We start from the raw sequence: 14393 nt of genomic DNA, 5'->3' as shown, positions 1-14393 counted from the left end.
TCGAGAAAAGGAAACTGTTTAGATAATGCAGTGGCTGAAAACTTCTTCGCTTTACTCAAAACAGAGATGTATCACGGTCAAAGCTTCACTGATGCTGATGAACTGATTGCAAATATCGAAGAATATATAGAGTATTACAATACAAAACGGATTAAGGTGAAATTTAAAGGCCTGACTCCGATAGAATATCGAAATCAGGCCTTGCAAGCCGCTTAACAGAAATGTCCAACTTTATGGGGTCACTTCACTCCCCCGTGGGAACGAGGATTCTCTTAACTGATTGGCATTATCCCCGGATGCCTTCTCTTTTAATCAAAAGTACGAAATCAGCAGCCCCATCGCGACAACCATTCCTACATAGTTGTTGTTTAGGAAAGCCTGAAAACATGGTTGTCTTTCCCGGTGACGAATCAAGTGCTGTTGATAGACGAACAAACCGCCAGCAACCAATAATCCCCAATAGTAACTGGCGGTCAATTGATAGTAATGGCCTAACATTATCATCATCACAATGGTTAAAAGCTGTAAGCCACCGATGATCATTTTGTCATATCGACCAAAAAGGATGGCTGTCGATTTAATGCCAACGACTAAATCATCATCCCTATCAACCATCGCATATTGAGTATCGTAAGCGATCGTCCACACCACATTAATGGCAAAAACAAACCAAGCAATGAGCGGCAATTCATTGGCTTGTGCTGCCCAAGCCATCGGAATCGACCAGCTAAACGCTAAGCCTAAAAAAAGCTGAGGTAGATGAGTAAATCGCTTCATGAATGGATAGATGAAAGCCAGCACCAGCCCCATAAACGAAAGCTGGACGGTCAGAGGATTCATGGTCAACACCAACAGAAATGAAGCGATAGATAAAGCGAAGAACAATATCACCGCTTCAGCCGCAGTGACTCTTCCTGAAGGGAGAGGACGCTGAGAGGTACGTTTTACATGTCCATCAACGTTACGGTCGGCAAAATCATTGATCACACATCCAGCGGAACGCATCATAAATACCCCGAGGATAAACACGATAAGAACTTTGATATCAGGAATCCCCTGAGCTGATAAGATAAGAGCCCAAATGGTAGGCCACAATAGCAACAATGAACCAATCGGGCGATCCATTCGCATTAGCTGCCAATATGCCTTTGCCTTAACAGCACTCATTTATGCTTGCTCCTTTGAAAAATAAGCCGGCGAGTCACGGAGAAACAATTCCGCCACTAACATAGGCTTATTGTTCATCCATAAACGTGAACGACGCGCCAAAAACTTACTATCCGAAGTTTCAACCCAGCCAACCTGCAACGCATCGCGTTTTACATTATCAGCACTGAACACCGTCAAACCAAGGGGAATTTCACCCTGATGTTCGAGATTATGCGATTGATCCTGAACTGATGATTTTGGAATCAATGTTCTCCCGACTATCCAAGGCTTACCATCTCCTTGTAGAATAACGGTTCGTAGCAAACATGGCTCCAGTGGCAACAAATCGGTTTCACTCTTAGCTAAGAATGAAGATTCAACCCATTGGTTATTCAGCAGATCTACCGTCAGTTGGTGGCAATTTTCTGCTAGTCGGCGAGAGAGCGAACCTTTCTCTAGCAACCATGCTTTTGCATTGGCATCTGGGAATGTAAATTTTTCTGGCGATGACCAGTTCACTTGACTTAAAGCAGTCAGGTAGAGCGACGTTGATTGATTCATACTAATATTTAATACAGTGAGCAGTCATCACAAAAGAAAGTCCGCTCATGGTCTCAAATCAAATACATGAAACCCAATAGAGTATTTTTATTTACAAAAAGATGCTCTATTGTAACAAGACTCGGGCGATTCGAGTATCTTGAACAGAGAAAAGAATTAATAGACATATGCTTAGACAATACCTAGCTCCGATCATACTCGTATTTGGTCTTTTAATTTCGTGCTTAGTCAGCGCTGAAGAAGAGATACCAAAATTGGCTTATTTTACGCTTGAGCCAGATGTCACCACCAACTTTTACACTAAGGGCAAAAAACTTGGTTATATTCAGGTGCGTATTGATGTCATGGTCAGCAACAGCACTGATTTACCATTGATAGAAAAGCATCAACCTTTGATTCGAGACGCTGTTGTCGAATTACTCGGTAAACAAAATGAAGATGTGATTAAGTCTTTAGCTGGTCGCGAAGACTTACGTAAAACTCTGGTTGAACAGCTAAACAATACTCTTTTACCAGAAACAGGCCGTACTATTATCGCAGACCTGCTGTTTACCAAGTACCTTTACCAGTAGTGACCAAATTTTGAATAGAAAAAACGGCTTACGAGCCGTTTTTTTGTTTCTTGAGGGAATATCGATTTGCATCGGTAAATCCCAGTAAAACACCAACCACTAAACCCGCTAAGTGAGCACTGTTGGCAATCGCCATAAAAGGTTGTACAAAACCAAGAACCAGCCAAACCAGCATGAAAGCAACTAAAGGTTTATGGATAGCTAAACCAAGTTGAGGAGCGCGCCAGCCTAGCATCCACAAATAGCCAACTAACGCATAAACCACACCGGAAAGCCCGCCAAAGTTAGCTCCTTCGACCCAGTATTGCCCGGCTCCTGAAAATGCAGAAGCAATGACGAAAAGCTGCAACAATTTGAAGCTACCTAAACGCTTTTCGATGTCTCCGCCAAATTGCCACCACCACAACAGGTTGAACACGATATGCAACACGGAAAAATGCAGCAATGCATGGCTTACCCAACGCCATAACTGCCATTGTTGTCCACTTTCAGCCGGAAAATGCAGAGCAGAAAATACCGCATTGTTCATGCCCATTTGTTGAAAGGCAAAAATAACAACAGATACCAGCATGATGAACAGCGTTAATGGGCCAGCTTTCGCTTTCAGCATCGCCATCATACTTGGAGAATGATATTGGAATTGAGGCTTACGGCTCTCCGCCATATCCCAGGAAGCCGCCTGATACTTATCTTGGTTGGGATTAGTAAGAAACTGCTTTATTTCACTTTCTACTTCTAGCTGATGTTGATCATCCATCAACCACAATGCAAATTGACCACTCCCCTCTGGCATCATTTTTATCTCAATTTGCCGTGACGCCATGTAATCAATAAATGCTTGCGCCATTCGAGGGTTATTTAAAGTGATCAATCTAATCATCTGTCTTTTTAACTCGCTTCAACAGGTAAGTTGGCACGGTGCCAAGCTTCAAAACCACCATCCACACTATACACCTGTTCAAAGCCTTGGTTAACCAAGTATTGAGCTGCACTTTGGCTACTAATGCCGTGGTAACACATCACGAGTACAGGCTCATCAAACTCAGCCTGCTCCATAAATGACACAATACTGTCATTGGTTAAGTGGAATGCCGCTTTTGCGTGTGCTGTAGCAAACGACTGGGGATCTCGAATATCCACTAACTTGGCATTCTTTTGTTCGATGAGGGCTTGAGCTGCCGCTACATCTATATGCTGAAATTGATCCATGATTTACTCTCACTTTAATAATATTTTTCTAGCATCATTGTAACCTATCCAGTGGATGACAAGTAGAGAAGCAAAGTAAGGTTATCCACCAGCGATCATTTGTTCATCAATTGTGGATAATCCTGTGAATTGTGGTGATAAAGTGTTTTTCGTCAGATCGATCCACAACATCTAGTGATGATCCTGCTTTTTCTGTGTGTAGATCTAAACATATCCCCAAATAAAAAACAGCGTTCATACCTTTATTTACCCTAGTTGATGACAGTCAGTAAATAAATTTCTCACAGAGTTATCCACAGCCAGTTCATCTCAGTGTTGGACTGTTTTCGATCCGGCAAACAAAAAACCGAGATCAAATGATCTCGGTTTTTGCTGTTCATAGAAGTATTAGGGATATTACAGCTCGCCTACCGCTTCTTTTAATTTCTTCATCGCATTCTTTTCTAGCTGACGAATTCGTTCCGCAGAAACTTGGTACATATCCGCCAATTCTTGCAGCGTCGATTTTTGATCATCCAACCAACGTGAACGCACGATATGCTGACTACGTTCATCAAGGCTAGCAAGTGCAAAGCTCAAACGTTGAGTCGTGTGGTTTTCCCAGTTTTGCTCTTCCAGGTTATCCGCTAAATCTGAATTTTTGTCTTCAAGATAAAGCATAGGTGCTGCATAAGAGTTGCTGTTGTCTTCATCATCAGCGGAGAACTCAAATGTGGCATCTTGCGCAGCAAGGCGAGATTCCATTTCGCGAACATCTGAAGGCTCTACGCCTAATTCACGAGCGACTGTCTCAACTTCACCGTTGTTAAACCAACCTAAACGTTTTTTCGATTTACGTAAATTGAAGAACAGTTTGCGTTGCGCTTTGGTGGTCGCAATCTTCACAATACGCCAGTTACGTAATACGTATTCGTGAATTTCAGCTTTGATCCAGTGCACAGCAAAAGAGACCAGTCTTACCCCCACTTCAGGGTTGAAGCGTTTTACCGCTTTCATCAGACCAATGTTACCTTCCTGAACGAGATCCGCTAACGGCAAACCGTAGCCAGAATAACCACGAGCAACGTGAACAACGAAACGAAGATGTGACAAAATCAAGCCTTTAGCCGCTTCGATATCACCTTCATAATGCAACTTCTCTGCAAGCTCACGCTCTTCCTCTGCGGTCAGCATAGGGTAACTGTTCGCTGTGCGGATATAACTATCTAAGCTATCTTGCGAAACAAGTGCTAATTGATATGTCGAAGTAGTCATTCAATTCCTCATCAATCTCTGATCTGGAGCCAATTTAATCTAACAATCTTGAACCCAAAATGAACAGGATTCAAGACCGATTGGTTATTATGCATAAACAAATGTGAGTGACAAGTCAACTCGCCACTCAATGATTATTTTTACCTAATAATGACAAGGATTCGCTACACAGGTTCAATTTCTTTGAGATGGCGTTGGGCTGCACTTTTCGCCGCAACACAACCTAAGAAAGTCCCCAACATAAGTAGCAATAAAGATTCATCCCAGTTCAAGCCAATTAATCTGAACTGGCTGTCGTACAACTTAGCCAAGTTTTCAACCGCACCATTGAGCACAATGGTAATAAAAGCCGTGAGCAGCCAAGCCGATAGCGCACCTAAAACGCCAAACCACATGCCGACATATAAGTAGGGACGCAGAATAAAACTGTCGGTCGCACCGATAAGCTTCATGGTCTGAATTTCTTCTTTATTCGCCTGAACGTTGAAACGCAATGTGTTACCGATGATCAGAAATACTGAAACCAGCATCAGTACCGACAAACTGATCACCACAATCGTCGCCAAATTACGAATAGCATCCAAACGAGCCATCCAATCTTCATCTAAACGAACGTCAGTCACGCCTTCTTGACCACGAATCGATTCTGCAATCGCTTTAATTTCCTGGTCTGTTTCCACGTTGGGCGACACAATCAAAACGCTAGGCAGAGAATATTCATCCAGTAAGCTGATTGCCTGATCAAAGCCCGAATGCTGACTCAAGTCCTGTAGACCTTGTTGTGGCGAAATGAATTCCACTTTATCAACTTCTGCGCGGCTTTCGATTTCATCCTTGAGCACCATGATTCTTGGCTCAGGAGTATCCTCTTTGATGTAGACGCTGATCTGTGAAGGGCTGGCGACATTGTCTGCCACTGACGCAATATTCTTACTCAACAAATACAGACAGGTGGGCAGGGCTAATGCCATTGAGATAACTGCTAAGGTCAGAATGTTGCCCATCGGGCGCTGCCACAAGCTTGAGAAAGAGGCTTTCGCTTGCTTGATATGAACTTTGAGAAAACCATCGGTTTTCATTCTCTTCGCATCGCGGGATTGAGTGACTTTTTTATTCTTCGGCTTAACGGCCATAATCTTCAACCTCACTTAAAAAGCCCTGATTTAACTCCAAATGGCGATACTGAGGACGAGAATTCACTAAGTTATGATCGTGGGTAGCCAACAAAATCGTTACCCCTGCGCGATTGAACTCTTCAAACAGATGAAGAATACGGGTCGACAGTTCAGGATCCAGGTTACCTGTCGGTTCATCAGCCAATAATAAAGTTGGACGATTCACCACCGCACGAGCAATACCAACACGTTGCTGCTCACCACCGGATAATTGGCTAGGCAGACAGCGAGCTTTATCCAATAGTCCGGTTTTATCTAACGCTGCGGAAACACGGCGCTTGATTTCGTTTTCAGAGATGGATTCAATACGCATTGGCAATGCGACGTTATCAAAAACACTTCTATCCATCAAAAGGCGATGGTCTTGAAAAACAATGCCGATATTACGACGCAAAAAAGGAATATCTTTATTAGGAATGCGAGTCACATCATGACCATTGAAACTGATTTTTCCGTCGCTAGGTCGTTCGATAGCGCAAATGAGCTTGAGCAAAGTGCTTTTGCCGGCGCCAGAGTGGCCGCCCAGAAAGGTCATCTCACCACGACGTAAATGAAAGTCGACTTTCTGCAGAGCTTGTCGCCCGCCTCGATAAACCTTACTCACCTGTTGAAACTTGATCACGCATCATTCCTTTTTTGCCGTGAGATAGCCAAACGGATATCTCTCTAGGGTATGTTACTGTTCGTTTTATTTTTAGCTATTACTCGTCACGACTAAACAGTGCATCGATAAACTGTTGCGTTTCGAATGGGCGCAGATCTTCAATACCTTCACCGACACCGATAAAGCGAATTGGAATTTGGAACTGATCGGCAATGGCGAAAATCACACCACCTTTCGCCGTACCATCAAGCTTGGTCAGCGTAATACCGGTAATGGGCGCAACATCGCTAAACAGTTTTGCCTGGCTAATCGCATTCTGCCCCGTCCCCGCGTCCAGAGTCAGCATGATTTCATGCGGCGCTGAATCATCGATTTTCTTCATCACACGAACGATTTTACGCAGCTCTTCCATTAGGTTTGCTTTGTTTTGTAGGCGGCCTGCCGTATCTGCTATCACCACATCCACACCACGCGCTTTGGCAGCTTCAATCGCATCGTAAATTACGGATGCACTGTCAGCGCCAGTATGTTGAGCGATAACCGGTACTTTATTCCGCTCACCCCATACTTGAAGCTGTTCAACGGCCGCAGCTCGGAATGTATCACCCGCAGCCAGCATCACTTTCTTACCTTGCGATTGGAACTGTTTCGCCAGCTTGCCGATCGTTGTCGTTTTACCAACCCCGTTCACCCCAACCATTAAAATCACATAAGGTGTTTTTGCTGTATCAACGACTAGAGGTTGTTCAACCGTAGACAGAATTTCTGCCAACTCACCTTTTAGTAGATCGTACAGTGCTTCACCATCTTTTAACTGTTGGCGCGATGCTTTTTCTGTCAGGTTTTCAATGATTTTCAATGTGGTATCCATCCCCACATCCGCAATCAATAGTTGTTCTTCTAGTTCTTCAAACAGATCACTATCAATTTTTTTACCTTTGAACAGACCAAAGAAACCAGCACCAATATTCGCCTTTGTACGACTTAAACTGCGTTTAAGGCGAGCGAAAAAGCTTTCCGTTGGCTTTTCTTGCTCCTCAATTCGCGGCTGTTGAACTTGAAGTTCTTCATCTTCAATAATTTCTTCTGCTTCTGCTTCTGCTTCTGCTTCTGCTTCTGCTTCTGCTTTTTCAGTCTCGACTTCCTCGACTGGCTCTTCAACCGTTTGTTCTGGTTCTGTTTGTTCTACCTGCTCTTCGGTTGCTTTTGTTTGGCTTGGTTCTTCATCACCAAAGCCAAGCCATGACAGTAAGCCACGCTTCTTTTTTTCCGTCATCTGAGAATATCCTAGATTTTCTTAACTGATTATTTTTCTAAACTATGACTCTTTTCTTAAAGAATTATCCTTAAAAAGAAAAGAAAAATGACAAAGCAGTGATAACTTTGTTCTTCACTTGGTAAACTTTGCCATATAGTAACACTTAATTTGCGGTCAAAAAATCTATGGTAAGACGTCGCCAACAAAACCCATCACAAAATCGTGCTCCAAGTGGGCAAGTTCGTATTATCAGCGGCTTATGGCGCGGAAGAAAACTACCCGTTCACGATGCTGAAGGTCTGCGCCCAACCACAGATAGAGTCAAAGAAACTCTATTTAACTGGATTGCTCAAGACGTGCCGAATGCTAAATGCCTTGATCTATTCGCAGGCTCTGGCGGTTTAGGCTTTGAATGTGCTTCACGTCAGGCACAAAGCGTGACTATGTTGGAGCTAAACCCCCAGGTATTCAACCAGTTAAAAACCAATATTGGTACTTTAAAAGCCACTAACATTGAAGCGATTAATAGCGACTCTTTAGCCTATCTAAAGCAAAGCGGTTCTCCTTTTGATCTGGTATTCATCGACCCGCCATTTCGTAAAGGCTTGTTAGATGAAACACTACAACTGTTGGAACAAAATGGCTGGCTCGCTAATAACGCTCTGATTTACATTGAAAGCGAAAAAGAATTATCGTTACCTGAGTTACCAGAAAGCTGGCGACTATACCGAGAAAAAAGTGCTGGCCAAGTCTGTTACCGCTTATTTGAAAAAGACGTTTGAAAGGACCACAGAATGAAAGCCCTATTAGTTTTAGCCAAAGCAGCCATCGCATTTGTCTGGATAGTATTACTGCTCAACATCTTCATGCCATTTCCCGGTAAAGCAGCCATCGCGCTTTACATCATGACTGCATTCCTCTTCATGATGCATGCTCTGCAAATGCTGATATTTGTCGGCGCATTTGGTGACAAAGTCAAAACCAGCGCTTGGGAAAAATGGTCAATACTGATTTTCGGCATCTTCGCCCTGTTGGATATTCGCCGTAAACATATGATGTGATGAGAGATATGAAAAGAGCCCGAATGGGCTCTTTTATTAGATTAGAAATCGTAACTTGCTGAAATAACGAAAGTTCGCGGCGCCCCTTGCACTAAGTAGTTACTGCCTGGATAACCACCTGCAGATGCCCAATAGCTCTTATCTGTCACGTTGTTGACACGAGCGCGTATGCTTAAGCCATGGTCGCTAATTTTAGTCGTATAACGAGCACCTAAGTCGAAACGTGTCCATGATGGGAGTTCAAGTGAGTTATCTGCATTTGCGTATTGTGACCCCGTATAAACAGTGCGACCTTCCAGAGTCAGACCTTCTACAAATGGAGTTGCCCATTCTAGATTAAGATTAGCTTGAACTTCCGGAACACCAATTGCCTGTTTACCTTCTGCAGATGTCGTTGCACTTTTAACAATATCAGCATCAATCAAAGTGATACCCGCAATGACGGTTACCCGGTCAATCGGCTGACCAAAGGCAGTAAATTCAATACCACGGTGACGCTGTTCGCCATTATCAGTATAAGTATTATTGCTGTCATACATATAAGTTGGTTTGCTAATCTGGAAAACGGCTACAGTAGCGCCATAGCTGCCCTCATCATATTTCGCACCCATTTCGTACTGCTGAGTCTTACTCGGTTCAAGAACTTCACCAGCATTAGTAACGGCTTGACCATTATTTTGTGCATCTACTATTTCGCCAGGTAGCAACGCTTCTGAATAATTTGCATATAAAGAGATATCGAATCTTGGTTGGTACACCACACCAAGAGAAGGCGTTAATGCATTACTACTATAACTGCCCGTGTTTTCGCCTGTGTCACCCTTAAAGCTCTTGGTTTCCACCCGCTGTAAACGAGCCCCCAGCATTACCTTAACCTGATCTTCGAACATAGAAAGACTGTCAGCAAGGGCCAGACTAGCAAAACTAATACGTTCAGTCTCTTTAGGATCGTCCATATCACCGCTGGCAATAGCACCACTAGTAATGCTCACTTGACTATAATCATAGAGAGACCCTACGCTAACTCTTGGCCAATCATAAGCATAAGCATTTTTTGAACGAGATTCATATAAAGAACCCGAGAAAACCACTGTGTGACCAACACTACCAGTTTCGAATTGATGACGAATGCCGCTATCAGCAGAAACGATAGTATCTTCACGCACATTATCAAACATATACGCAGTGAGATTACCGTCAGCATCCGTGGTTGGATTAGCCAAAACATTATGCTCTTTACCTTTACGAGCCCCGCCAGCTAACCAAACCGTGGTGGAAGCTGTAAGATCGTATTCACCTCGTATAGCACCAAATATCTGTTTGTCATCGGTATATGTCCAATCTTGTGCGTAATTGCTGCTGGCGTCAGGTACTGAAGGGATGGAATCACCATTCGGTGTCACCGCCGGGCGTGGAGAATCAATGTGGTGATCCTGATACCCCATATCTGCTGACATACGGAACTTTTCGCCTTTATGGTCAAAACCAACAGTTAATACACCGAGCTGGGTATCTTGCTCATTAATCCCATCTTCGCCATCTCGCGCTACTAAATTAACACGTAAACCATTTTCCTGATTGTCACCAAAACGGCGGCCTACATCAATCGCAGCATAACCTTGACCACCCGTTTGAGTCCCAACAGTTACACGAGTTAATGGCTCACTACCTGCGCGTTTTGGCACTAAGTTAATAGCACCGCCAATACCACCACCAGCAACACCTCCAGGCGAAGCACCATTAAGAAATGAGTTAGCCCCTCGCAGAACTTCAACTCGCTCTAACATTTCTGCCGCCACATATTGACGAGGCAAAATACCGTAAACGCCATTTAAGGTCATATCATCAGAAAAGACTGGAAATCCACGCATCATGTACAGTTCTTGAAAGTTTCCGAAACCAGTAGCTACTCGTACTGTTGGGTCATTTTGCAATACATCACCAACGCTAGCAGCCTGCTGGTTTTCAATCAGTTCAGCAGTGTAATTCGTTGAAGAAAATGGAGCGTCCATGATGTCTTGAGCACCAAACATCCCCGCACGACCACTACGAGCAACTTGTCCTCCTTGATATTCACCACCGAGATCAACCTGAGAACCAACAATAGTGATCACTTCATCGGCATTACTATCCGACATCGATGACTCTTCTGCCAATGCGTAGCCAACTTGCGCAATCGTTAATGCGGCAATCACCCCAATCCCAACGGGAGACAAACGGAACAAACTCATAGATACCCCTGCTTAAATTTATAAATAATCATTAATTCATAACGCAAATGATATTGGTAATGAGAATGATTTACAATAAGTTATAAGCAAAAATATTGAGATGATAAGAAATTCGGGGGAAGTCGCGAGAGATCCCCCCTAATGGTAAGACCGTTATCGGCGATATCGCCGATTAAAAATCAACAGTCCAAGGAAATAAATCGCACCTAATATTGCCACCAAAGTCCCGGCAGCGACCTGATTTGGATAGAGCAAGCTTTGCCCCAGCCAGTCAGCCCAAAGCATTGCCGTTCCGCCGATTAAACTACCGAGTAATAACTGTGATTTGACTTGTGCAGCACCTAGCATTCGCGCCAGATGGGAGGCAATAAGACCAACAAACGATACGGGTCCCATCGTTGCGGTAACAACCGAACATAACATTGCGACAAGAACCAACAACCCTAATGACATTAAAGTGCTATTAAGCCCTCTCGCCTGAGCAAAACTGCGGCTAATTGAGATCAGCGTTAAACCTCGTGAGCCAACAAGGCTCATCACTAACATTAGAGCCACAAGTCCTAATAACAACAGTGATTGTTCAGCAGTGACTCGATAAGTAGAACCGGCTAACCACTGAATGATTTTGTAACTATCCTGATTACCTTTTGCCAGACAAAACTGAACAAAAGCCTGTAGTAAAGCGGTCATTGCGATACCGGTTAAAACCACACTTGAAGGAGCGAATTGATTTTTACGACCTAAAGCGATAAGAATCGCCAGCACAACTGTACTGCCGAACAGTGCCGTTCCCCATTGCGTAGAACCTAACGATTGTCCTAAAAACAGGCTAGAAAAGACTAAGGCGAAAGTTGCCCCCGATGAAACACCGAGAATATCAGGGCTCGCCAGAGGGTTATAGATAAGACGTTGTAAAATGGTTCCAGCTAAAGCAAGACCGACACCAGCACACAAAGAGGTTAACGCTCTCGGCCAACGTAATGTCCACTGATATTCAGTCGGAATAGCAAGAGAAAACCCATCCACATCGGGCTGATAAAAAAAGTACAACGCCGCACCAGCAGCAAATAACAAACCTATACTACAGGTCAGCTTACTGCTCATACGTTGCCGAGAGCCCGGCAAAGCGATGGCAATATTATCCTGCGCTTTAAGCTGGCGACGACTAAACCAGATTAAAGCCGGAGCGCCAATCGCGGCAGCAGTCACACCACTTGGTACGACTTGCCCCATCCATAATGTCAGAGACTGGGCTAATAAATCGGTAAACAGGAGTAGCAATGCGCCAAAGACAAAACTGGCAATTAACTCCATTCTTGGTGTTCGAGCACCGAGTGCCCGGACAATATTGGGGGTCAGTAATCCAATAAAGCCTATCAACCCAACACTGGTTATAGATACGGATACCAACCAAATGCCTATCACCATCAACAGAAAGAAAGCAGGAATAACCGATAAACCTCGAGCCTGTGCTCCCTGATGGCCTAAACGCAGCAGAGTTAAAATTCGCGGGGCGAATAACATCAACAACAGAAGTGGTGATAGACGAGGAATTAACCATTCGACAGCTTCCCAACCATTCTGCGCTAAATCGCCAGCCCCCCACATAAATACATTCTGAGCATAATCCTGATGGAGCAATATAATCGCACTGGCTATCGCACCAAGCAAAATGTTGATCACCATACCAGAAATGACCATTGGTAAACCCGTCATATTATCCACACCGGCGATCAATAATATCAGGCCAAACGCTATCAACGCCCCCAACATGGCAGCTAACGCACTGTGATCACCAATGGCGTCTGGCCACCAGATACTCATAATAATCAAGGCTAACCAAGCACCAGATGACGTCCCCATAGTTAGAGGGGATGTCAGTGAGTTTTGTGTTAATTGCTGCATCAAGCTACCGACTACCCCCAGCATTGAGCCAACAATCAAGGTCATTATCAAACGGGGCAGTTGAGCATAAGCAAAATTAAACTCATCAAATGATTCCGCTAAATGTGGGCTGCCAATCAACGTCCATTGAGTCGTTAAAGGAACCGGTTGATGAAACTGTAACCCCAAAAATGCGGTAATGGCTAACAAAGCAACCATCATACTTAGGTGCTTTACATTCATGAGGCAGGAGCCATTTCCAGTAAACTGTCAGTGATTGCTTCTGCGGTGTACATTAACGACATGGCGCCGCCATAGCTCCATACTGAAGCCACAGAATTCACACGTTGCTGGCGGACAAAAGGCATGGCTTTCCACAGTATGGAACTTTTTAGTTTTTCCTCTTCGTTGAAAGGCTCAATATATAAGACATAGCCATCTTTTATATCACGCAAATCAGGAAGTGGCTTTTGCACGATCCCCCAATGTTTAGGCGCTTCTTCCATAGTAGGCTGCAAACCCAATTTTTTGACGACGTAATACACCATGGAATCTTGAGTGTAGATAAACGTTGATTTGGTATCGGCAAATCGCATCACCAGTGTCGTCGGTAAGGGGGTTCCAAAATGGTTATCTAACTGCTGTCTGAGTTCGGAAAAACGCTTATCCATTTGAAGCAGTTTTTGCTCTGCAACATCTTCTTTCGCAAACACATGAGCCAATTGTTTAAAATGCCGAATCGCTACCTCTGCCTGTTTATCATCAGCACTAAAATTGGTGTACAAAAGCACTGGAGCTATCTGCTCCAAACGCGGCTTTAAATCTTTCTGAGAACCGCCAATTAAAATGATATCTGGTTTTAAAGCTGCAATTCTCTCCAAATTAGGTTCAGATCGTGTTCCCACATTCTCTACCTGCTCTGGGATAGCCGGCTTTACCACCCAATCTTTATAAGATTCCGCATCCGTCACCGCTATTGGTGTAATACCCAATTCTATGACCTGTTCTAGTAAGCTCCAGTCTAAAACTGCAGCGCGTGAAGGGACGCCTGATAATTGTTGCTCACCAAGGGAATCAACCACCGTCAGAGCAGCGAAAACAGATTGTGTATAACTCAATAACAATCCAGATAAAAATAGAAATGTCGTTATTTTTTTTAAAATTAGGCGCATACAATCGCTACCTTATTCGTAGTCATTCCATCTTGAATATTCGGATGGTCAATTAAAGAGATGGGTGTTTGATAAAGCTCTGACAGGCGTTGTTCATCAACGAGTGTTGACGCTGGGCCATCAAAAGCGATTTTGCCTTGCTTCAGGGCGACAATATGAGTGGCGTAGCGCAGAGCAAGATTAAGATCATGTAAGATGACGATAACACCACACCCTTGTTGCTGATTAAGCTGTGCAAGCAGAGCCATTAATTGATATTGATG

At 43.8% G+C, this 14393-nt stretch carries 15 protein-coding genes and 1 pseudogene; 4 read left to right on the top strand and 12 right to left on the bottom strand.

Going from position 1 to position 14393, the window contains the following annotated elements; all coding sequences use genetic code 11:
* Window positions 1-216, top strand: a 216-nt coding sequence (locus tag ACK5MF_RS15655) for an IS3 family transposase (RefSeq protein ID WP_416919910.1), incomplete at its 5' end; no start/stop codon positions are given.
* 96 nt (window positions 217-312) lie between these two features.
* On the opposite strand, the gene ubiA is transcribed toward ACK5MF_RS15655, so the two are convergent.
* The gene (gene ubiA / locus ACK5MF_RS15650; protein ID WP_416923510.1) at window positions 313-1167 is read right to left on the bottom strand and encodes a 4-hydroxybenzoate octaprenyltransferase; all 855 of its coding nucleotides are present in this window, start codon (window positions 1165-1167) and stop codon (window positions 313-315) included.
* Window positions 1168-1710 carry a chorismate lyase gene (locus ACK5MF_RS15645; protein ID WP_416923509.1) on the bottom strand — a complete coding sequence of 181 codons (543 nt, stop codon included), beginning with the start codon at window positions 1708-1710 and terminating at the stop codon, window positions 1168-1170.
* A 167-nt stretch (window positions 1711-1877) separates the two neighbouring features.
* Between ACK5MF_RS15645 and ACK5MF_RS15640 the strand changes: the two genes are divergently transcribed.
* Window positions 1878-2282, top strand: a complete 405-nt coding sequence (locus tag ACK5MF_RS15640; protein WP_416923508.1) for a flagellar basal body-associated protein FliL — start codon at window positions 1878-1880, stop codon at window positions 2280-2282.
* A gap of 28 nt (window positions 2283-2310) precedes the next feature.
* Here the strand turns inward: ACK5MF_RS15640 and glpG are convergent, their stop codons facing one another.
* From glpG to ftsY, 6 genes are all read right to left on the bottom strand, one after another.
* Window positions 2311-3162: a rhomboid family intramembrane serine protease GlpG gene (gene glpG, locus ACK5MF_RS15635; protein ID WP_416923507.1), complete on the bottom strand. Its 852-nt coding sequence runs from the start codon at window positions 3160-3162 to the stop codon at window positions 2311-2313.
* Between the two features lie 8 nt (window positions 3163-3170).
* Window positions 3171-3491, bottom strand: a complete 321-nt coding sequence (glpE, locus tag ACK5MF_RS15630) for a thiosulfate sulfurtransferase GlpE (RefSeq protein ID WP_416923506.1) — start codon at window positions 3489-3491, stop codon at window positions 3171-3173.
* A gap of 396 nt (window positions 3492-3887) precedes the next feature.
* Complete coding sequence (gene rpoH / locus ACK5MF_RS15625; protein ID WP_416923505.1) at window positions 3888-4745, bottom strand: RNA polymerase sigma factor RpoH; 858 nt, start codon at window positions 4743-4745, stop codon at window positions 3888-3890.
* A gap of 164 nt (window positions 4746-4909) precedes the next feature.
* Window positions 4910-5878: a permease-like cell division protein FtsX gene (gene ftsX, locus ACK5MF_RS15620; RefSeq protein WP_416923504.1), complete on the bottom strand. Its 969-nt coding sequence runs from the start codon at window positions 5876-5878 to the stop codon at window positions 4910-4912.
* The gene (gene ftsE / locus ACK5MF_RS15615; RefSeq protein ID WP_416923503.1) at window positions 5868-6542 is read right to left on the bottom strand and encodes a cell division ATP-binding protein FtsE; all 675 of its coding nucleotides are present in this window, start codon (window positions 6540-6542) and stop codon (window positions 5868-5870) included. The genes ftsX and ftsE overlap by 11 nt, the downstream gene beginning before the upstream one ends.
* Before the next feature lie 79 nt (window positions 6543-6621).
* Complete coding sequence (gene ftsY / locus ACK5MF_RS15610; protein WP_416923502.1) at window positions 6622-7800, bottom strand: signal recognition particle-docking protein FtsY; 1179 nt, start codon at window positions 7798-7800, stop codon at window positions 6622-6624.
* A 167-nt stretch (window positions 7801-7967) separates the two neighbouring features.
* Here ftsY and rsmD point away from each other — a divergent pair, with 167 nt between their 5' ends.
* Together rsmD and ACK5MF_RS15600 are read left to right on the top strand one after the other, a co-directional pair.
* On the top strand, window positions 7968-8564 hold the full coding sequence (rsmD, locus tag ACK5MF_RS15605; RefSeq protein WP_416923501.1) for a 16S rRNA (guanine(966)-N(2))-methyltransferase RsmD: 597 nt from the start codon (window positions 7968-7970) through the stop codon (window positions 8562-8564).
* A 12-nt stretch (window positions 8565-8576) separates the two neighbouring features.
* Window positions 8577-8843: a DUF1145 domain-containing protein gene (locus ACK5MF_RS15600; RefSeq protein WP_416923500.1), complete on the top strand. Its 267-nt coding sequence runs from the start codon at window positions 8577-8579 to the stop codon at window positions 8841-8843.
* A gap of 41 nt (window positions 8844-8884) precedes the next feature.
* On the opposite strand, the gene ACK5MF_RS15595 is transcribed toward ACK5MF_RS15600, so the two are convergent.
* From ACK5MF_RS15595 to ACK5MF_RS15580, 4 genes and pseudogenes are all read right to left on the bottom strand, one after another.
* Window positions 8885-11074, bottom strand: a complete 2190-nt coding sequence (locus tag ACK5MF_RS15595) for a TonB-dependent receptor (protein ID WP_416923499.1) — start codon at window positions 11072-11074, stop codon at window positions 8885-8887.
* A 153-nt stretch (window positions 11075-11227) separates the two neighbouring features.
* Window positions 11228-13201 (bottom strand): Fe(3+)-hydroxamate ABC transporter permease FhuB, encoded by a 1974-nt coding sequence (gene fhuB / locus ACK5MF_RS15590; RefSeq protein ID WP_416923498.1) that lies wholly within the window; start codon window positions 13199-13201, stop codon window positions 11228-11230.
* Window positions 13198-14130 carry an iron-siderophore ABC transporter substrate-binding protein gene (locus ACK5MF_RS15585; RefSeq protein WP_416923497.1) on the bottom strand — a complete coding sequence of 311 codons (933 nt, stop codon included), beginning with the start codon at window positions 14128-14130 and terminating at the stop codon, window positions 13198-13200. Before ACK5MF_RS15585 ends, fhuB begins: the two co-directional genes overlap by 4 nt.
* A pseudogene (locus ACK5MF_RS15580) lies at window positions 14121-14393 on the bottom strand (ABC transporter ATP-binding protein); the annotation flags it as partial. The gene ACK5MF_RS15585 and the pseudogene ACK5MF_RS15580, both read right to left, overlap by 10 nt.

The organism is Vibrio sp. (genome assembly GCF_047973365.1).
GTDB lineage: Bacteria > Pseudomonadota > Gammaproteobacteria > Enterobacterales > Vibrionaceae > Vibrio.
Note: the sequence above shows the minus strand (reverse complement) of the source record. Positions and strands in the feature narration are given on the sequence as shown.